Source organism: Priestia sp. FSL W8-0524 (assembly GCF_038005965.1).
Lineage (GTDB): Bacteria > Bacillota > Bacilli > Bacillales > Bacillaceae_H > Priestia > Priestia zanthoxyli.
The window spans coordinates 3,374,611-3,396,075 of sequence record NZ_JBBOUG010000001.1; the positions used below are offsets into that span (position 1 = coordinate 3,374,611).

20 protein-coding genes are annotated in these 21,465 nt (G+C 35.8%); 2 read left to right on the forward strand and 18 right to left on the reverse strand.

Annotation, left to right across the window (positions count from 1 at the left end):
* Positions 1-142 precede the first annotated feature (142 nt).
* The 14 genes from NST66_RS17650 to NST66_RS17715 all read right to left on the reverse strand — a co-directional run bounded on the left by NST66_RS17650 (position 143) and on the right by NST66_RS17715 (position 14,130).
* On the reverse strand, positions 143-541 hold the full coding sequence (locus tag NST66_RS17650; RefSeq protein ID WP_013084346.1) for a DoxX family protein: 399 nt from the start codon (positions 539-541) through the stop codon (positions 143-145).
* A 541-nt stretch (positions 542-1,082) separates the two neighbouring features.
* The gene (locus NST66_RS17655) at positions 1,083-1,364 is read right to left on the reverse strand and encodes a hypothetical protein (RefSeq protein ID WP_028409889.1); all 282 of its coding nucleotides are present in this window, start codon (positions 1,362-1,364) and stop codon (positions 1,083-1,085) included.
* A 10-nt stretch (positions 1,365-1,374) separates the two neighbouring features.
* Complete coding sequence (locus NST66_RS17660) at positions 1,375-1,764, reverse strand: SHOCT-like domain-containing protein (protein WP_028414858.1); 390 nt, start codon at positions 1,762-1,764, stop codon at positions 1,375-1,377.
* Positions 1,765-1,775: 11 nt separating this feature from the next.
* On the reverse strand, positions 1,776-2,141 hold the full coding sequence (locus tag NST66_RS17665; protein WP_028409887.1) for a DUF2089 domain-containing protein: 366 nt from the start codon (positions 2,139-2,141) through the stop codon (positions 1,776-1,778).
* 350 nt (positions 2,142-2,491) lie between these two features.
* The gene (locus NST66_RS17670; RefSeq protein ID WP_034267369.1) at positions 2,492-3,895 is read right to left on the reverse strand and encodes an MFS transporter; all 1,404 of its coding nucleotides are present in this window, start codon (positions 3,893-3,895) and stop codon (positions 2,492-2,494) included.
* A 160-nt stretch (positions 3,896-4,055) separates the two neighbouring features.
* A complete protein-coding gene (locus NST66_RS17675) occupies positions 4,056-5,063 on the reverse strand; it encodes a LacI family DNA-binding transcriptional regulator (RefSeq protein ID WP_063247097.1) in 1,008 nt (335 codons plus the stop codon).
* A gap of 106 nt (positions 5,064-5,169) precedes the next feature.
* Complete coding sequence (locus NST66_RS17680; protein ID WP_028413776.1) at positions 5,170-6,117, reverse strand: dihydrodipicolinate synthase family protein; 948 nt, start codon at positions 6,115-6,117, stop codon at positions 5,170-5,172.
* Positions 6,118-6,477: 360 nt separating this feature from the next.
* Positions 6,478-7,284, reverse strand: coding sequence for a DUF2262 domain-containing protein (locus NST66_RS17685; protein WP_340843608.1), 807 nt, complete (start codon positions 7,282-7,284; stop codon positions 6,478-6,480).
* A 99-nt stretch (positions 7,285-7,383) separates the two neighbouring features.
* Complete coding sequence (locus NST66_RS17690; protein ID WP_034267378.1) at positions 7,384-7,860, reverse strand: hypothetical protein; 477 nt, start codon at positions 7,858-7,860, stop codon at positions 7,384-7,386.
* A gap of 449 nt (positions 7,861-8,309) precedes the next feature.
* The gene (locus NST66_RS17695; RefSeq protein ID WP_034267381.1) at positions 8,310-8,777 is read right to left on the reverse strand and encodes a hypothetical protein; all 468 of its coding nucleotides are present in this window, start codon (positions 8,775-8,777) and stop codon (positions 8,310-8,312) included.
* Positions 8,778-8,876: 99 nt separating this feature from the next.
* A complete protein-coding gene (locus tag NST66_RS17700; protein WP_154989945.1) occupies positions 8,877-10,322 on the reverse strand; it encodes a DHA2 family efflux MFS transporter permease subunit in 1,446 nt (481 codons plus the stop codon).
* A gap of 701 nt (positions 10,323-11,023) precedes the next feature.
* Positions 11,024-11,530: a DinB family protein gene (locus NST66_RS17705; RefSeq protein ID WP_340843609.1), complete on the reverse strand. Its 507-nt coding sequence runs from the start codon at positions 11,528-11,530 to the stop codon at positions 11,024-11,026.
* Positions 11,531-11,731: 201 nt separating this feature from the next.
* Complete coding sequence (locus NST66_RS17710; protein WP_340843610.1) at positions 11,732-13,429, reverse strand: MFS transporter; 1,698 nt, start codon at positions 13,427-13,429, stop codon at positions 11,732-11,734.
* A gap of 68 nt (positions 13,430-13,497) precedes the next feature.
* Positions 13,498-14,130 (reverse strand): TetR/AcrR family transcriptional regulator, encoded by a 633-nt coding sequence (locus NST66_RS17715; protein WP_154992232.1) that lies wholly within the window; start codon positions 14,128-14,130, stop codon positions 13,498-13,500.
* 278 nt (positions 14,131-14,408) lie between these two features.
* On the opposite strand from NST66_RS17715, the gene NST66_RS17720 reads away from it, so the two are divergent.
* Positions 14,409-14,603 carry a hypothetical protein gene (locus NST66_RS17720; RefSeq protein ID WP_028414863.1) on the forward strand — a complete coding sequence of 65 codons (195 nt, stop codon included), beginning with the start codon at positions 14,409-14,411 and terminating at the stop codon, positions 14,601-14,603.
* A 199-nt stretch (positions 14,604-14,802) separates the two neighbouring features.
* On the opposite strand, the gene NST66_RS17725 is transcribed toward NST66_RS17720, so the two are convergent.
* The 4 genes from NST66_RS17725 to NST66_RS17740 form a co-directional block, all read right to left on the reverse strand.
* Positions 14,803-15,000, reverse strand: coding sequence for a ChaB family protein (locus tag NST66_RS17725; RefSeq protein ID WP_033580050.1), 198 nt, complete (start codon positions 14,998-15,000; stop codon positions 14,803-14,805).
* Positions 15,001-15,153: 153 nt separating this feature from the next.
* A complete protein-coding gene (locus NST66_RS17730) occupies positions 15,154-16,668 on the reverse strand; it encodes a glycoside hydrolase family 32 protein (protein WP_328172105.1) in 1,515 nt (504 codons plus the stop codon).
* Between the two features lie 54 nt (positions 16,669-16,722).
* Positions 16,723-18,432 (reverse strand): alpha-glucosidase, encoded by a 1,710-nt coding sequence (locus NST66_RS17735; protein WP_340843611.1) that lies wholly within the window; start codon positions 18,430-18,432, stop codon positions 16,723-16,725.
* A 319-nt stretch (positions 18,433-18,751) separates the two neighbouring features.
* On the reverse strand, positions 18,752-19,744 hold the full coding sequence (locus NST66_RS17740) for a substrate-binding domain-containing protein (RefSeq protein ID WP_165636221.1): 993 nt from the start codon (positions 19,742-19,744) through the stop codon (positions 18,752-18,754).
* Positions 19,745-20,134: 390 nt separating this feature from the next.
* Here NST66_RS17740 and NST66_RS17745 point away from each other — a divergent pair, with 390 nt between their 5' ends.
* Positions 20,135-21,364, forward strand: a complete 1,230-nt coding sequence (locus NST66_RS17745; protein WP_033580047.1) for an MFS transporter — start codon at positions 20,135-20,137, stop codon at positions 21,362-21,364.
* Positions 21,365-21,465: the final 101 nt, after the last annotated feature.

The window sequence follows — 21,465 nt, forward strand, 5'->3', positions numbered from 1 at the left end:
TACTACCATCTCCTTCGATACATTTTTCGTCATATGTTTCGTTATCCCTCTTAAAATTACAACTATTTATCGTAAATATCTCGAATTCGAGATATTAATCAAAAAATAAAAGCACCTTGCTTATTCCAACCCATTTTCTCTTTTAGAAAATAAACGTATCTAGTGCATAATAACCTGGTCCAGCAATAGCTACACCGATTGCTACAACTAAAAGCGTAAGATTATATTCATATCCGTTTTGTGTTGCCCAGTATCCATTTGGACCGTGTACTTTCACAATCGCCATAACCATTGTTCCGGCAATCAAAAGTGCTCCAAGCGGCGTAAGAAGTCCTGCAGCAAATAAAGCTCCACCTACTAGCTCAGATAAACCAGCCATTAACGCCATTCTAACGCCTGGCTTCATTCCGATAGATTCAAACCATCCGCCCGTTCCTTTTAAGCCGTGGCCGCCAAACCATCCAAATAACTTCTGAGTTCCATGAGCCATAAAAGATAATCCAATGACCAAACGTATTAACAGTAAACCAATACTCACCATTTTTTATTCCTCCTATTTTTTCATCATCTTAAAATCTTTAATTAAAATATCTTGAATTAAGGATAATTATAAAATCATATGCTCCTACTGTCAACATAAATTTTTATATTTTTTTGCAGCTAGTTGAAACGCTTAACGGCTTATTAAAAACATATTCATGATTTTATGTGGATATGAGCACGGGGGTGGAAAATATAACGGGTGAACTTTGTTGTTCTTACTAAAAGTGAAGTGGTTTTTGAAACGCAACTATACTTAATGATTCTGAGCTAAATTGAGGCCCTTTTTTGTATCAAAACTTATTTCAAGACCTATAAACAGAAGCGTATACATGAATAAAAGAAGCAATCCCGTATCGCCAGAGTTTGCTCCTTCTATTTGGACACATAGAGAATACCCAACTGTTAGATAGTACTTGTGTGTATAACTAACCGAAGTTTTTTTCTACTTTCAAATATTTAAGACCTTTTATTAAATAAGCTCAGACACTCGGAGCCATTTTTATTTTAGTTCTTTAAAGCCAACTGCACTTTACACTAAATTATAGTTTAACTCTTACCTCCGTACCGTCAGTAGCTTTAACATCTACTAGCACCATTCCCTTATGTTTCTTTAGTTCCTTGACGATAGGCTTTAGCACACTTTTATCTATTAGCGGAAAAGTAAAGTTCAGCTCTTTTCTTTTAAAATGTTCTTTTGTCCATTTATCTATATGCTTCTGGATAAATTTCGAAAAAGCAACGCTAATAGCAACGTTTAAAAGAGCATATGGAATTGGGATACTAAACCGAGCTTCTTTGGTTTTCACTTTTACATGAATCATAAGCGCACCGTTACTCAATGATGACTGAAACGGTATCTCCGTTCGCCGATTTAATATCAACAATCTGGCCATCTAACTCGTTTTCAATTGCTTCAACAATCAGGTTTATATCTATATCTTTTACATATTTTTCTGATTGAGGAATACTTGCTGCGATGCTGTGTCCAGCCATTAATACCAGCTTGACAAGCTTTATTGGCAAATTAACCTTCACATTATCATTTTCAGTTGAAACAACTCGAACTTTTAACGTTTTATCTAAATACGCATTTGGTTTCTTCAAAAGCTTATTGCCTGTTTCTTCTTTTTCTTTTAATACTTGAATCAGTTCTGATCCCTTTTCTGCATCAATTTTTCCTTCTTGAACCATTGTTAACACTTTTGTAATTTCCTCTTTCACAAAAATCCCCCCTATTCTTCTTTTAAGAGCTTGATGGCTTCTTCTGCTGTAATTTCACCATTTTCTAACATAGACACAACTTTTTTCTCATCTACTTCGTTTTTCTTCTTTTCTACATATCCAAGAGATGAAATGATGTCAGTCAGCTTGCCTCGGACGGTTGGGTACGAGACGCCCAGTTCTTTCTCAACTTCTTTGATATTTCCTCTGCACGTTAAAAACACTTCTACAAAATGAAGCTGATCACTCGATAAAGATGCCAGCTTAGATAATTCAAACTCATTTTCAATCGTCGTGTGACAATGGCTGCACTGCAGCTTTGTAATTTTTAACGTTTCACTGCAGACAGGACAATTTGTAAGTACTTTATAAGCCATAATCAAATCCCCTTCTTTTAGTTAATTTGATTATACAACAATTATTTAATATTAAAAACAATAAAATTAAATTAATTTAATAAAAAAATTAAATATATAAATACTAATTTTAATAATATTAATATCCCACTTTAAGTTATACTTACTAAGAAATGAGATGCTTCAAACCTACAAAAATGAATATATGATAAACTTAAATAAAAAAAAAGAGAAGGATAAACCCCTTCTCTTCAAAAAATATATGTGTTGTCTTCATCGCAGACTTCATCATATTTCCCTCTTCATGTCAGTCGAAACACGGCTTGCACTGTTCATTTTTATTTATACCTTACCTCTTGGAACTTGCTCTTTTATGGTGCAATATCTTCTAAAACCTTTTCACGTGTTTCAATCATCTTAAATGCCATAAATGCACCTACTGCAGCTACACAAGCAAACAGAACAAAAACAGAGGTAATTCCCTTAGCGCCTAACACAAAGCCAAGTATCGTAGGAGCAATAGCTGAAGCTAGTCGCAGCCATGCTGTTGCAAACGCGATTCCAAGTACTCTCATACGTGTTGGATAAATTTCTGGCGTATAGAGATAGAGAAGAACTGTAATGGTTCCCATAACGCCGTATGCTGCTGAACCTAAATACATAACACTTTCAGCAGATTTGGCACCGTTAAACCAAAGCGTTGTTAAAAGTAATCCTACAACTAGAAAAGCAATAGTTGCCCATCTTTTACGTCCAACTCTATCAATAAGTAAAGCGCACGCAAATACAGCTACTGTTTGAATCACATTCGTTAATGACGCTGCATGTAGAGATTCCTTCAATGGAAGGTTATACACTGTTTTATATAAACTTGGAAGCCAGTTGTTAAGTCCATTCGCAACAAAGTAAGAAGAAAACCAAAGTGTCCAGACAATGAGCGTTCTACTCCGGTAAAAAGGAGAAAACAATTCTTTCCAATCGCCTTTTACTACAGCTTGAGGTGCACTAATTTTTGCTTCTATACGTTTATCTGTACTCGATTCAATCTCTTCAATTACTCGTTCTGCTTCGTCAAACCTGCCCTTTGAAATTAGCCAACGAGGCGATTCACGCAGCTTAAAGAAAAATAAAAAAACAATTAACCCGCCGATACCCCCAATCAAAAACATCCACTTCCATCCAAAGCTAGGTACAACTAAAGCACCAATCTGTGCAGATATCATCAACCCAAGAGGGAAAATCATTTCATATAGCATAAAAAAACGTCCGCGCCCTTGTGCAACTGAAAGTTCATTTATATAAGCTGCGGCAACAGGAACTTCACCACCTACTCCGATACCTTGTACAAACCGTAACCACAGTAGCGCATGAAAATTACCTGCAAATGCACAAGCAATACTCATGATTGACATTAAAAAAATGGTCCATTTAGCACTATAGACACGTCCAAATCGTTCCGCCAACCACCCAAAGAAGATAGCTCCAATTGCTTGTCCAAGATATCCAGAACCGATAAGAATACCGATTTGACCAGGGGTTAAATTCCATATTCCAATTAACACGGGTAAAACGAATGCCAGAGATAACGCGTCAAAAGCATCAAAAAACGTGGCTGAACCCATAATTACGCGCGGTTTAATATGCCAACGTGAAAAGGGAACGCTTTCTATCCGTGTAAGCAGTTCGGTAGCACGATTAGACAAACCAATTTCTTCGTGATCATAGTTGATATTCTTAGTGGGTTCTGAAGAATTTCTGTTCAATTCTGTATTCATACATAAATCCTCCTTAATAGCAATTCCCTCAAATCGGAATGACAATCACCCTAAGATACGTGAAACAAAACTTATTAAATCAGAAATTAAATGAAAGGGTTTACAGTTAAAGGCAGCAAATAGTAGACTCTAAAATCTTTTTAGAGCCTAGGTATGAATCTTAGTTATGTTTTGGACTATCGGTTGTAGATCTGTTAATATACTCCATATTGAATACGACATCTTTTTTTCGAATCTGTTTTCCTTCGAGCATATTCATCAGTATCGAGGTTGCTCTTTGACCAATACCTAATAAATCGACATGCACTGTAGATAAAGCAGGCGTAATAAAATCTGAAATTGGAACATCATCTGCACCAACCACTGATAAATCTTTGGGTACAGATAGTCCAAGCATATTGGCTGCCTTAATAACCCCGATGGCTAAATAATCAGATGAGCAAACGACCCCTGTAATGTTGCTATGTTTCTTTAAAAATGTCGCTACTTCTGTTGTTGCTTTTAAAGCGTCAAACTCATCAATCTCAAATACGTTTTCAGAAGAAAAAGGTAAACCTAGTTCATCCATTCTCTTTTTATATCCATTTAAACACCTGACACTATGCATGGAACTCATCGGCCCATTTACTATTCCGATATTCCGATGTCCTAGCTGATAAAGAGCATCCACTGCTTGTTTGATACCATCTTCATCATCCGGTCGCACGCATGGGAAAGGAGACCCTTCTAAATAGCTCCCTACTACGACAATCGGTAATCGGATACTTTCTAACCATTCTAGACTTAGCTCCTCATTTCTAGGTGCAAAAAGAATAACCCCATCTACAGCTTGAGTTTCAAGCAACCTCTTCTGTTGAGAAGAGGTAAATGACATCATCATATTATAGTCTGTTTGGTCGATTCCTTTCGCTATTCCTTCTAAAACGGTTGAAAAAAATGGATTGTTCAAAATAAATGATCCTCGTGGAACCACAACTGCAATATTTCCTGTGTTTTGTTTAACAAGTCCTCTAGCTCCTAAATTAGGACGATAATCTAATTCTTCCATTACTTTACGAATTCGCTCTGCGGTTTTCGCTCCAACACCAGGTTTATTTGTCAATACTCGTGAGACAGAAGCTGTTGACACACCAGCTTTAAGTGCCACGTCCTTAATACTTACGCTCATAGTACATACCTCCGTGGGTCAAGTATATCTATCTATTATAAACGAGTCCCACCTAAATACTAAAGAATAGTGGTTGCAATCTTGCAACCACTATCTACAATGTTTATTACGCTTTCACTTCATCTTTTAATAATCCGACTTTTAGTAAGCCTTGACGAATTTCTTCTACTTCCTCTTCTTTTAAAGGTAATACTGGACGTCTCGCTAATGAACTACTAATTAATCCACGTTGATACATCGCTTCTTTCATACGCAAGTGAGAAGTAGAAGAAGGTTCATCCATTTTATATACAGCCTGCTTTAATTCAAAGATACGGTCATACACAGCATTCGCAGCCGTTAAGTCTTGATCTTTCACACATTTCACTAATTCTGCGATTAAATCTGGCACAAAACAACCAAATCCAACTAATGCACCGTCGATTCCTTGAACTAAAGTAGGTAACAAGTATTCATCATGACACGTTAACAGTGAAACATCAGGCGCATTCTTTTTTAGAGCTCGAATATCCACTTCATATTGTGCAATATCTCGTTGTCCGACTTTAATAGACACAACGTTTGGAATCGCAGCCATTTCTAATAATTGGCTGGTTGTATACGAAGTTTTTGTCCAAGTTGGATATTGGTGAACAACGATTGAGATGTTGATCGCTTCTGCCACGTCTTTAAAAAACTGTACTGGTGATTCTTCTTGCATTCCAAATCGCAGCCAAGAATGCGGAGGCATAAGAAGGATCCCACTTCCTCCAGCTTTTTCTACAGCTTGCGCGTGTTGGATAGCTTCGATTGTTCCCTCTGCTGAAACACCAGAGATAACAGGAATACGTCCTTTTAATTCATCAGCTGCAATTCTTACAGCTTCTGCACGTTCTTCAGGTAGTAAAGTCATGATTTCCCCTGTGTGACCATTTACTACAATTCCATTAACCCCTTCGTGACCTGCAACCCAGCGAACTAAAGAACGAAAGCCCTCTTCATCAATCGAATAATCGTCCTTAAATGGGATAAGAACTGCTGGAAATACGCCACTCCATTTTACTTTGTTTTTCATTAAAAACATCCCCTTTGTTGTTTTAATTTTTAACTTTAAACTTATAGTAAACGTTTACGTAATTAATCATAAAATGTAAACGGTTAATTGTCAATATAATTTTTATTTTCTGATAAATAAAGATAAAAACTGCTTTTAATCGTTAAAAACTCCAGCAAAAATATAATTATCACAGAATAATTTAATAGTAAACGTTTACTATCACGAAAAACTCATACAAATCCGTTTAAGCAGCATAGTAATTCGTATATGCTCCAAGCCCTAAAAAGAGTAAAAACAAGATTGAATAAAAAAAGAGAAGGATAAACTCCTTCTCTTACACTACATAATTGTTTTTAAACTATCATTCAACCACTCTATTTATCCTGCAATTTGAGCCCTAGTAAAAGTCCCATTTATATTTCCTTCTACAACGATACTATGTCCTGCAAACATATCTCCATCAGAAAAATAAAAATCAAAATCACCTTCTGGATAAACGGATATAGTGTCTAAACTCATAAAATCCATAAACATTTCTTCTGTAATTTCCTCTATTTCATCTTCTTCCTGTAGCCAATCGTTTGCTAAATCGACCAGTTCCGCTGCGGCATACATTCTAATTTTCCGGCTCCATTTATCCTGCTCCCCAAAAAGTGTGTGTGCTGTCTTCAGCGCAGATTTCATCATACTTTCATCTTCATGCCAGTCGAAATACAGCTCGCGCTGTTCATTCTCCCAAGCAATGTTTCTTTCAAAAACTTTAATACCCTTTTCAAGTGTAAACTTGCCAAATATCTCATCATGATAATAAACCGGCTTTACTGATTCTTTTACTATCGTTTCTAACTCTCCGTCTTCATACTCTGGTTCCAGAATGTTAACGAGCATCATTGAATCCGTTCCCATACGTACTTGTAGCTTTACAACGGTATTACTTTGCAGTAGATTCATTGCTTTTTCCACTTCTTCCTCGTCCACTAGCCATCTAAGCTGTATCTCTTCTTTTTTGACAGCTTCATTTTCATCTAAACTTTTCCATGCGATTAAATCAATTGATGCTGTCCATAACGTCTCTTCACTGGACATTCCAGCACCAATCCCTACTGAACCTGTAACCGCTGCTATGTCAATTACGTCTTCTGAGAACTCTTTTTCAAATGTCTTTTTTTCATTGAATTCACTCATTTAATATACATTCCCCTCTTTAACTGCTGTTGAAAAATTCGCCCTAAATATATAGTCACAAACTGATATGTTAATTCTCTGCTTTTATCTCTTATCTCTTTATAGCGGTCCACCTTCAAAACCAATAGGCCATCCGCTTCTGTTGAACTTTACTTTATATTGAAATACATTGGGATAATCGCCGTAAACAAAAGCTAAAGAACATCCTGCAAGAATATGTCCGTCAAAATTTAAAAGCTGCCCAAAACTTACAGCGGACAGATAATAGACACTAAATTTTTGTGCAGAAATGAACTGCTTTAAATACTCGAATGACCTTTTAAGATAGATATGTAATTGTTTCAATATACAATCCGCCATTTCAACAAATTCCTCATATGGCTTTTCACTATTTCCCTCTATCGTAATTTCAACTTCTTCCCATTCTCCTATATCCGTACTCCAAAACCATCGCCTTGTAACTGGGACTTCAGCTTCATTTTCATCAACTGATTTAGATAGAACAAGTTTTTCATACCCATTTTGTTTGAAGTTAGAGATCGTATAGGTCCGTTCAGAGAACTCAAAATCACTCATTTATTCCTCCTCCCTTCCATGCTTTTACTACTTATGTAGAAATATGTTTTTAGGTTTCTACGTTTAATTTTAGTATTACACAAAGCAGACATCAATTAGATTACTCAGCCTCTTTCAATAAAACCTCTTACGTTTTTCCGATTACTGTTACTATAATAAGAAAGAAGCACATTACCTATAAATTATAAGTTGGAGGGCTAACCAATAAATAAGAAAATCGCTAATATTATCGTCTTTTTTGTGTGGTTCCTTTTCTTGTTCCTTCTATGGATCATCTTCTCTTTTTCTAACGGGCAAGATGGCCAATGGTGGTCCATGTATCATTTGAACGCGAATCAATATGGTCCTTGGACTTTAGAGATTTCTTATATAAAGATTAGTGTTGCTGCTGTTATTTCGTTAGTAATAGTTTATATCGTGAGTTTTAGGTTTAAAAGCAAAAGATAAGATTAATTCCATCTTTTCACCTTTTCAAATAAATACTGCACTCCATATAACAAATATGCTTTGTAATGAAGGTAGATAAAAAATTGAAAATGATTTATTCGGTTTAAACTTACAATTTTCAACCTTTTAAGAACATCAATAAAGTAAAAAGCAAAGATTCCATCAGCTATAACATTCAGCAATAAAAACTTCTTAAAGTTTCCATATGAACATTTAAGCAGCCACATTGAAAGAGGCATATAAGGCCCAATGCTAAAAGGAAGTTCATCTTTTATAAACGAATCTTTTTTATCATAAAATTTCCACCACTTCTTCTGATGCCCATACAAATGATTAATAATTTCAAAGATAATAATAAAAATCCCTGCTAACGAATAACGTCTTATGCTGCGTTTTCCTATAAACAACAACGATAACCACGGAATTGCTATTATAGATAAGTTAAATCCTAAGTGTTTTCTTGATATCATAAGTGAACTCACCTCAATATACTTCATCTAGTTCTTCTTATAGTGTCCGCCTATCACAAAAAAAAACACAAACCATCTATAATGGTCTGTGTTTTTTTATTAATGCGCTTTTTGTTCAACATTGACTCTCTTGATAAAGAACGAGATAACCAATCCAACAATTGAAACAATAATCGCAAAGACGAACGCATGTTGAACACCGTTGGTAAAGGCAAGAACTTGGTTTAATGGATCCATTTTATCTGATACCGTCTCAAGGAAGCTCCTTGAACCTGATGACAGAATCGAGATTCCAACAGCTGTTCCAATTGCTCCAGAAACCTGCTGCAAGGTGTTCATAATCGCTGTTCCATGCGGGTACAGCTCCGGTGGAAGCTGGTTTAAACCATTTGTTTGAGCGGGCATCATAATCATCGAAATGGCGATCATAAGCGCAATGTGTAATCCAACGATAAACCCTGTTGACGTTTCCAGCGTTACGGTTGAAAAACCATACATGGTGCCGGCTACAATCACAAGACCAGGAATAACTAGCCATTTAGGACCAAAACGGTCAAATAATCCGCCCATAACTGGTGAAAGAATTCCGTTAATCACTCCTCCAGGAAGAAGCATTAGGCCAGCGGCAAAGGTTGATAAAGCTAATGATGTTTGTAAGTACAGAGGTAAAATCATCATCGCAGACAGCAGTACCATCATGCAGACTAGAATTAATAAAAGACCAATTGTAAACATTGGATACTTAAAGGCTTTAAGGTCTAACATTGGCTCTTTCATCTTCGTTTGACGAATAGAGAATGCAACTAACGCGATCGTTCCAATGACAAGAGTTAGAATAACCTGTAGACTTCCCCAGCCCCCGCCTTCTCCAGCGCTGCTAAATCCAAATACAATTCCTCCAAAACCTATCGTTGAAAGAACAACGGAAATCATATCGATTTTTGGCTTTGTTGGTGTCGTAACGTTCTGCATAAAGAAAGCTCCAAACACCAAGGCAACCACTAATAACGGAAGTGAAATCCAAAAAATCCAGTGCCACGTTAATGTTTTTAAGATTAAGCCTGATACAGTTGGTCCAACAGCTGGCGCAAACATAATAACGAGGCCGATGATTCCCATTGACTTTCCACGCTTATGCGGCGGAATAATAACAAGAATTGTGTTAAACATAAGCGGTAAAAGTAAGGCCGTTCCCACAGCTTGCACGACACGGGCAATCATGAGTACCCCAAATGTTGGTGCGATAGCGGCAATAAATGTTCCAATAATCGAGCAGATTAGCGATGCTATAAAAAGCTGTCTCGTCGTAAACCGCTGAAGAATAAAACCTGAAATAGGTACCAAAATTCCTAACGTTAATAGATACCCTGTTGTTAGCCATTGTGCCGTTGTTTCGTGAATACCAAAGCCTGAAATTAGCTCTTTTAATGCCATATTTAGCGCTGTTTCACTAAATAAACCGATAAACCCGGCAATAAGAAACGACGTAATAATCGGCAGCGCTTTGATGTTAGAGCTTTCGGCTGCTGTTTGTTGATTACTCATATTAAATTGTCTTCCTCTCTTTTACGTACTCTTTTTGGTGAATTTTTTCTATCTCAATGATAAGTTGATTAGCAGACAAACGATACATACCGATATAAAGATTAGTAATAAGTTTAAGACATTGTGCTGATTAAGCTTTTTCCTTCTCTTCTCTTTTGACCGGATTGCTTTTTGTCTTCTAAATTCGTTTCTTTCCACAGATACCTCTCTCTCCATTTCATTTCTAAATTACGTATGTAAACTGTTTCCCATTTATGTATATGCTTTTTCAATAAGCAAGATAGAACTAAAAAATGAAAAGAGGAAAGGCATATATTTATACCATTCCCCTGCACAAAAGAAAAATGAATTTTCACTTTGTATCCAGGAATATTGTAACACAGCTATAAGCACTGTTTCTATCTAAAATATACTAAATAATGATATCTATATACCTAACTCAGTTCACTCGCGACAATTATAATTTGTTTCTGTTATTTTGTTGGGACTGACATATATAGTGATTTTTGAATGTAATAGAAGTTGAGCTTCTATCATTAATTTTTTATATTTAAACCTACTATAGAACACACGTTCTCAAAAGTCAATCTTCAACAACAATCACAAACAGAGCCAACTAAAAAGATATTCTCCTAAACAGAAGAATATCCTAGCTGAAAATTCATTTGAATAACTAATAGTTCTGAACAGAATGATTGAATTCAGTGTCTCCATTTTAAGATATGTTCATTTTCCGTTTGAAGCAGCTTCGTCATATAAACGATTTGTCCCGTATGATAGGCATAATGTTCAACGGCATATAAGATAACACTTAAGCAAGACTGTATTTTACTTGGTTCTGGAATTAAGGTACTTGTTGTAGAGGGCATTTGTATGGATTTTTCTAAATCGTTAAAATCAAAATTCCCGATAACTTCTTTACTTTGTTGTCGTGTAAGGATTAAATTTTCTATCAGCTGATCAGCGTTCATTACTCTGTTGTCAGTAAACTCTTTAGATCGCTGTCTAATAAAAGGCTTACCACCAATTATGCTGGCGATAAATGCATATTCGCTGCCGGCAAGATGTAAACACAAGTTTCCAATACTATTCGTTTCTTGACGGAACTTTTTCCAAATGTCATCATCTTCTAGTCTACTAATACAAGTTTGAATTATATTCAATTGTGTATCAAGGGATTCAATACTTGCTTTTATGAAGGAATTCATCTAGGTTCTCCTTTTGGATTTTTATTCTATTTTATAAATAATTATACATATTTCCAGCTATATTTGCACTGTATTTTTTGTATTAGTTATTAATTTACATAAAACATACCTGTAAAGCGTACATGTAGAAATGAAAAGAGCAAACTCTCTTACACGTGAGTTTGCTCTTTCTCTTCTTTATTCCAATTTCTTCAGTTTAACTTATTGTCCTATATCCTTCATCCTTTTAAGAGCTTTTCTATATTCTTGATCTCTCATATGCAGCATTTTATCGGGAGAAGGTTTAGGCTGACCAAACTTTTTCAAAGCTTCTCTATACTCGCTGTCACCAATGACTCCATTCGAAACAATCTCTTTAGGCGAACGCTCAAAAACGGGAATAGCTTTTTTACTGTGAACCTCTTCGGTACTCAGCTTTTCTTTATTTTTTTCTTTATCATGCGGCTTATGAGCCAGCTTGTGTCCTTTACCTGTTAGGACCATCAAAAACGAGAGAATGAATACTACAATGCTCAATACACACGAAAACGTAGAAAATGTATGATACGTAATGATTTCAGATTTTACATGTAGAGACTGAGTAAAATTTTCTTTACTGGCAACCTGGCTCTCTGCGCTTACTGTCGCCAGGTGATCTTTATACACCTTTGCAAAAACAATACTGCTGATTACAGGGATGACTGCCGATACTGTAACTCTTATAAATTGAACCGTGACCATTCGAGGGACTAAACTTGGTAAAGGCCCGCCTAAAGCAGCACCCATAAGACCTGCAGCGACCGTGAACCCTACTCCTGCGATTAAAGCAGCGAAGTTACTAACAAAGAGAAAAGCTGAAGCATGACCGTCCACATACATCCACTGTATGTTTACTCCCATAATAATGACGGCTCCTATAATACCTAATACGCCCGGCCCGACTTTATCATATAATACGGCACTTAATATGGCCGCAATTACTATCCCCACAAAAAGCCCGATATAGATCAGTGACATCTCTCCTTTATCAAAACCAGATCCACTTTTAAGCAATCCTTGTAGAGATAAAAGAGTGAGACTCATACTAATATTTCCTATAACAGCAATTAGGATAGCAAGAGCTGGTTTTCGAGAAGCCACTAATCGAAAGGGAATTAAAGGATTTTTAATATGCCATTCTGCTATAAATAAAAAACATAAAAAAATGATGCTTCCTACTATGCCTATCCATACATAAGTAGATGCCCATCCTGATTTTTGGAGATTAAGTAATGTAAACGTAATAAATGCAGTAACCATAAACATTAACGCTACACCGATGATGTCAAATGGTTCATGATGTTTTTGCTGTTGCTTGGCATGATCATTTGTTAAAAATTTGTAGCTAAAACCTATTCCCAGTAAGGAAAGTACGGCCGCTATATAAAATAACCATCTCCAGTGTCCGTAGCTTTTCACTAACATTCCGAGAAAAATACCCACAACGCTAGAGCCATAAAACCCGCCAATAAGAATCAGTAATGCCAAGTTCCGTTTCTGAATCGGAAAAGAAAGAACCAGCATTGGAATCATCATCATAAGTGCTAAACCCGTTCCTGTCCCTTGTAAAAAACGACCAATTCCCATTCCTAAGAAGCTGTTAGAAGCAATACTTACGATAGCTCCTACAAGAAACAAACACATCGAAAGAACATAATTCCTTCTCTCCCCTAACTTGTGTCGAAGGATAGGTCCAAACGGAATACAAAATGCAAAGCTTATAACCCCTATTAAAACCGGTGTTATCGAAATATAAGATTGATTTTGAAACGTTTGTTGGAGAATGTCACGTATAGAATTTAATGACGTGTTTAACATTAAACCAGGACCAATAGCTAAAACTGCCAGTAAAGAAATCCCCCAGTGTTTTTCTATTTTCATACCACAATTCCTTTCTGCCTTTCATGATTGTAAAATATCTTTATTTGAACAAACTAAAAAATAAAGCTTCAGTAAGGAAGCTTTATTTTATTTTCTAAACCTGCCACTCGAATTGGCCCTAGAAGGGTTAAACGGGTTAATTTATCAGCCATAAATGCAGGGCTAAATTTCATATCGCTTTCTAACCAAGAACAAATGACACCTATATGAGCTGATGTGATATAGCTAATCAGGATATCTTTAGGAATATCCAGTCCATCCTCTTCTTCTCCAATCGAAGAGATTAGCTCTCCGTACACTCTTTTCTTTACAATTTCCGTCATATGACTTCTGAATTGAGGCAATCCTCGATCACTTAGCATGACTTTAAAATAATCCGCGTGTTCGTAGATGAATTCAAAAAGCTTTAAAAAAGAAACAGACTCATCTTTTTCTTCCACTTCTGAGGAAGCCTCGTTATTTTGTTTAGGCTTTACCTGCTCTATTAGCTCTTCTAGAACTTCATTCATAATCTGAACAAGAAAGTCTTGCTTATCTTGATAATGTAAATAAAATGTTCCTCGCGTTAATTCCGCTTTTTCCGTAATTTCTTGAATCGTAATGGACGTGACATCTTTCTCTTTAAGAAGTTCGACTAAAGCGTCTCTTAAGTATTTATTTGTTCTTTTTATCCTAGGATCTACTTTTGTTTTTTTAGACATAGTTGATCTCCTTGTATCACTTTTATTAAGACATACGATGGACTATTTAAACTATCCTGTATCATCAGCATATATTCTATACATAATGTAAACTAATGAACATTATGTATATTAAGTCTCACAAAGTATTGCCAATCTGTCAATATCAAAAATTGGGTAGGGTTAAAACATTCCATTGTTAGAGATGGATTGCGTGAAATCTTTTGTAAAAACGTTCAAAAGAAATGGTATTAGAAATGAGGTAATAGTAAAAATTGATATTATGGAGGTGTTTTCTTATGAAAAAGTTTGAAGTAACGTTTCATTTAATCAATGGTGAAATCAGTCATATAGTTGAAACTAAATCACTTATTCGTGCAAAGAACTACATACAATATAGATTTGAAGATAAAAGTAAAGTATTGGACTTAGCAAATGACTTAGTACTCGTTAAAAGCAGCGTTCAATACTTTACCGTAGCTGAAAAAGAATAAGTAATGATATAAACAAGGTAGAAATTGCTTGTTCCACCGCTGTTAATTTCCATGCAAGGCTTCGGTTTTCGCAGGCGGCAAGTGAGCCCGCAGGAGTCTTGGCCTCGCTATCCAATTAACGGCTACAAGCACCTACATTCACCCTCATAATAAAAAAGATCCGAACGGTTTATCGTTCGGATCTTCAGCTCTTTTCTCGCTATTTTTTCACCCAGTTGTCATTACTATCCTTTTTGTACTTTGTTTTTACTGCATTCCACGCAACTTTATGCGCCGTAGCTTCTTCTTTGTATTCGTCACTCGCTGAGTTAAATGCTTCTTTATAAATTTCCTGAGCATGATGAGGAAGGTTATCTTTTACTCCATCAGGCAATTCTTTTAATGAATTGTAAGGCATAACAGTGTTCCTCCTTGAAAGCATCGTTTACTACTGATTTACCTGTTCTTAATGAGTATAAACATTTAATAAATTCTGAAAACGAATGGGAGTTTTGACTCTATAAAAAAGAACAGCACCTCTCTAGGAAGCCTGTTCTTCAAGTGAATCTAATTACCCTTTAAACATCAGCGGGGAAACGCCCTTACTTAAGTTCCATTTGCTTAAGGTAATCAATTCAATTTCTTGATCAGCAAAGAAACAAATACCTTTTGCATTTTCTACAGGGTAAATTCTGCTCGTCATCACTTTCTCGCCTTCATTAATAAAAACTTCAATGGACGATTTATCGACAAAGAGATGAAGATGCAGGTGGTTATCATTTAATCCAACAGGTGCTTTTCTTACTCCTCCATCACCTTCACCTGAGTTATCGCGATTAAAGATAAACAAACTTTCTAATCTATCATAGGTTAAAAGCGTTTCTTGGTGAGTTTCGTTATCTGTTCGCAATTTCACTCCGAATTTTGAAGCGGCTTTTGCGTTAATTTTCACTTCAAGTTCGTAACAATCACCTGAAATACCTGCAAGTTCTTGTTCTCCACTAACGATAATATTTTTATACTGCACGTGATGTTGACGAAGCTGCTTAAGCTCTGGAATTGGTTTACTAATTATGTTCCCTTGTTTAATAGAAAGCTCACGCGGAATAGTCATTGCTCCTGTCCAATTGTATTTTTGTTCAGGCATGCAGCTTTCCCACATAGCCATCCACGCTATCATAATTCGTCTGCCGTGTTCATCTTCTGTTGTTTGAGGAGCATAAAAGTCAAACCCGTAGTCTAAAAGTTGAAAATCTTCATGTTGAAGCAGCCCCGTTTGATAGTCTAATTTCCCTTTTACATATCCAGCTTGATGTAAGTTATGATAGAGATCCCCTTCTGGTTTTACTCCTTGAGGCGACATGACAAGCACGTCCTGTCCGCCGAGACTAAAAAGATCTGGACATTCCCACATAAAACCAAGATTCCCTTGGCTTTTGGCCATTATATTTATAAACTCCCAATCCATTAGATCTCTTGAACGATACAAAAGAACTTGGCCCTCATGATCCTTCGTGCGTGACCCAAGAACACAATAATAATAGTCATCTTTCTTCCATACTTTTGGATCTCTAAAATGATCAGGGTGAATATTCCCTTCAGGCACTGAATCAATAACTGGGTTTTGAGCTGCTTTATTAAAATGAACGCCGTCTTCGCTTACAGCAAGACACTGAACTTGTCGTAAATCCGTATCATAGTTAGCTCCCGTCCACACATTCCCTGTATACATGGCATAAAGCTTTCCATCTTTTTCAACTGCACTTCCTGAAAAGCATCCATCTTGGTCATATTCTTCACTCGGAGCAAGAGCAATAGGGAGATGTTCCCAATGAGTGAGATCTCTACTTTTTATATGTCCCCAAAACATTGGCCCCCACTCGGGAGAGTATGGATGATGCTGATAGAATAAATGATACTCACCTTTGTAAAAGCAAAATCCGTTTGGGTCATTCATCCAATATGCCGGTGTAGACACATGGTATTGTAATCGCCAATAATTCTGATTAACAGCCTCCTGCTCGTTTAACACACTCTTCATTGCCTTTGAAATTTTTTCTTGATGTTGATTTTTTAATGTTTTCAACCGATTTCTCCCTGCCTTTCTTTACGTGAATGAGTTACTTGTGATAAAAAGAGATTAAAACGATGAATCAATCTCACAAACAATGGATTCGTAAGGTCGCAATTTTAGTTGATTTGGGTGTAATTCCAAATGATCGTAGTTCGATAAAATAACTTCTTTCATAGTAAAATCTAAGTTTAAAGCTAATTCTTTATGATCAAAGTTAGCGATTACCGCTATTTTTTTATTATTAAACTCCCTTGCGTAAGCCATGATTTGTAGACTATCTTCAAACAAATCTTCGTATTTACCAAAAGCGATAACCTCTGAATATGGACTGCTTTTTCTTAATTTAATTAAATTTTTATAGAAATAAAATAAAGAATTATCATCTTTTAAAGCATTCTCAACGTTAATAGAAGAGTAATTAGCATTTATCTCTAGCCACGGTGTGCCTTGGCTAAACCCTGCATATTGAGAATGATTCCACTGCATAGGTGTTCGGGAATTATCACGGCTGCGTCTCCAAATTGCTGCTAATGCTTCTTCTTTTGAGAATCCTTCTTTCAGCGCAGAGTGATATTGATCAATTGAAGCTAAGTCATTGTAATGCTCAATCGACGGATACTCTACATTTGTCATTCCAATTTCTTGTCCTTGATAGATGAATGGTGTGCCTTTTAGTAAAAAATAGACCGTAGCTAACATTTTTGCTGACGTAGGTCCTATATCTTCGGGTTTAATAAATTTGTTTAAAGAACGAGGCTGGTCATGGTTTTCTAAATAAAGTGCTCCCCACCCCGTATTGTTATAGAATGTTTGACTATCAGAAATGGCTCTTTTGAAATCAAGCAGATTCCACTTATGCGGTTCATACCATTTTCCTTTTTTTCCTACGTCTAAATCAACATGATCGAATTCAAAAAGCATACTAAAATGTCCTTCTTCTCCCGCGTAAATAGGCAGTTCTTTGTGTGATACTCCAGGAGCTTCCGCCACAGTTAAGATATCATGTGAAGCAAAAGCTTCTTTACTTAGTTCACTTAAAAATTCATGAATGCCTTCTTGATTTGTTTCAATTACATTCATTTCACCATCCGAATTAGCAAAGTCCTGTCGTTTTTTTATAAATGTAATGGCATCTACTCGAAAGCCGCTAATTCCTTTTTCTAACCACCATGTGACCATTTTATAGACGGCATTTCGAAGATCAGGGTTTTCCCAATTAAGATCAGGCTGCTTTTTAGAAAATGCATGAAGATAATACTGTTCTGTTTGTTCATCATACTCCCAACATGAACCGCCAAAAATAGATTCCCAATTATTAGGAGGGTTTCCATCTTCTTTTCCATCTTTCCAAATATACCAATCTCTTTTCGGATGATTTACATCACTTTTTGATTCTAGGAACCACTCATGTTCATCCGAAGTATGGTTAACGACTAGGTCCATAATAATCTTTATATTTCTTTTTTTGGCTTCATCAATCAGTAGATCCATATCTTCCATAGAGCCAAATTCTTCTGCAATGGCTTGATAATCAGAGATGTCATATCCGTTATCATCCATTGGAGATTGATAAACTGGACTTAGCCAAATAACGTCGATACCTAACTCTTTTAAGTAATCTAATTTTTGAATAACTCCTTTTAAGTCGCCAATTCCGTCACCATTCGAATCGTAAAAACTTTTCGGATAAATTTGATATACAACTGCTTCTTTCCACCACTGTTTATTCATCGTTATAGCGCTTTCTGGATTCTTTCTTTCGCTTAGTTGAACCATTTCTTATCAGCTCCTATGTATTTATATTAAAATGATGTATATATTCTTCTGCTTTTATGGTATCGATACCATATGTAATTAAAAAAATTTATGTTATTAAAAAATCTGATATAACCCTTTATACCTCACGCTTCTATACTTACCTCAAACTCTTTGTTCTAGTATGCGATAAATAGCTGAATGTAGAGGAACTGTCTTCTGCTTTAAGGTAAATTTATTGTATTATATTATGGGAACGGTTTCAATTACTTTTCTGAAAATTTTTCAAAAAAGGTGAGAACTAATAGATTTAGCTCTCACCTTCATCTGTTATCTCCTATCACGTTGAACTTCGAACAACTAGCTCAATTGGGAGTTCAAACGTTTCTACTGTCGATTCAGAATCATTCAGCATATCGATCAGGATTTCCATTGCTTTAATCCCCATTTGATTAATCGGTTGTCGTATAGTTGTTAGCTTTGGATCTAACATTTGTGCAAGAGGTTGGTCATCAAATCCAATAATCGCCAAATCATTAGGTATACTTAGACCAGACTCTTTGGCTTCGATCATCATTCCTCCAGCAATTTCATCACTTCCTGTAAATATAGCCGTTGGGCGATCCTCCATTGACAGGATTTTTTTAACTACTTGTTTTCCGTCTTCAATACTATGTTGATTAACAAAAATCCATTTTGGATCCGGCTGAATTCCTGCCTCTTGAAGTGCTTTTTGATAACCTTGGTTACGGTCCTTGTCCTTACCTTCCTCAGCGAACAATCCACCTGTACAGTACCCGATTTTCCGGTGTCCCTTTTCAAGTAAATGCTTTACGCCTATATACGCACCCTTATATTGATTTAATCGAACGATTGGAACATTTGCGTTGTTTACATATTCGTTGCACAACACAATAGGACCATACTCAGTAAACGGCTCTATGAGACTCCAGTCATTTTCAATGGACGTCATAATAATTCCGTCAACTTGCTTTGTTTTCAGTAAATTTAAAAATGCTAATTCTTTCTCTTTATCTTCATTACTTTGAAAGATTAATACATGATAGCCCTTTTTATAAGCAACTTGTTCAATTGAATCGACTAAATAAGAGAAAAATGGATTTATAATCCTTGGTACAATAACACCAATTGTAGTCGTTACCTGTCCTCTTAACTTTCTTGCCGAAGGATTTGGCGTATAATTAAGCTCTTTCATTGCTTTTAGCACACGATTTTTTTTCTCTTCTGAAACATACGAATGATTGTTTATAACACGGGAAACCGTTGTTTTTGATAACCCCGATAATTTGGCTACGTCGTATATTGTAGGCATGTGTTTATCACTCCATCACTAACTGAAATCAGTTTCATACTTATTTTACGTTAAAAAAGAGGCAAAATGCAATGAATGAATTCGTTTGCAACTCTATACCATCTGTTCAATAAGAATACAGTAGAATCCCTATAGGTCTTTGAAACAGCCCTTTTTATATAAAATGTTTCATGATTAATAAATCAGTACATATCAAATTGTTTATTTTATATGTAAGAAATCAGTACCATATTAAAAAAACACATTACACTTAAACAAACCTTTTCTGGAAGGTATTTTTGTTAATTATTTTCTTGTTGACATATGAAATCGGTACCATATATAATACAATCAATCGAAAACGCTTTCTAAATAATATTTAGATACATAAACAGCAAAGGGGATTTAAATATGGAAAACAATAAACTTTATTGGAAACTAAGCAGTTTCTTTTTCTTATTCTTCTTATCTATTGCCTCTATTTTTACTTTTTTTGCTATCTGGTTGGGACAAAGCCTTAACCTTTCCGGAGCAGAAACAGGTATTGTTTTTTCTGTAAACGCTGTCTTTACTATGCTTTTTCAACCTCTTTATGGATATATCTCTGATAAATTGGGGTTACGAAAGAATTTATTATACTTCATTTCAATTTTAGTTATTTTATCTGGACCGTTTCTAATTTTCATCTATCAACCTCTTTTAAACTGGAATTTTTGGGTAGGAGCTCTGACAGGCGGAGCTTATCTTGCCATCACCTTTTTAGCTGGAATCTCAGTCATCGAGTCATATATCGAAAAAGTTGGCAGAAAGTATGCGTTTGAATTCGGTCGTGCAAGACTTTGGGGATCAATAGGAGCTGCCGTTGCTGCTGCTATTGGAGGACGAATGCTTAATATTAACCCTGATATCAACTTTTGGATTGCATCGGGATCAGGCGTTATCTTATTACTTGTTATTTTCCTTACAAAAGTAGAAGTATCCACTATTGAAGAAAAGAAAGCAAAGTCCCTTTCTATTCAAGATTTAGGTAGCTTATTTAAACGAAAAGACTTCTGGATTTTTATGATTTTTATGCTCGGGACTGGCTGCATTTATAATGTTTTTGACCAGCAATTTCCTGTATATTATGCCTCCCTGTTCCCAACAGAACAATTAGGAAATCAAATCTTTGGTTACTTGAATGCAGGTCAAGTCTTTTTAGAATCAGGGATGTTATTAGTTGCTCCATTCATTGTGCGCAAAGTAGGTCCTAAAGGCGGTTTAATTTTAGCGGGAATCATTATGATTTTACGCGTAGTAGGTTCAGGGCTAGTATCCGATCCATACAGCATTTCCTTTATCAAGCTTCTTAACGCACCAGAGTTTGCCATTATCATCGTTTCTGTATTTAAGTATCTGGCTACACATTTTGATACGAAATTCTCTTCCATCTTATATTTAGTTGGATACCAATTCGCAATGCAACTAGGAGCGGTTATACTCTCCCCTATTGTAGGAAACCTATACGATTCCATTGGCTTTCGTCACACATACTTAATCATGGGAGTTATCGTGACTGTCTTTACTCTATTTGGTGCATTTCTTTTAAGAAACAACAATCAAGCATCTAAAGATAATAATGATTCAAAGCTTACTGCTTAGAACAAGGAAAAATATTTATTAACTGTGATTCTCGTAATTTTGAAAGCCCTTGCTAATTTTAGCAAGGGCTTCTTTTTGATGCGTTTCTTCTATTAATAATA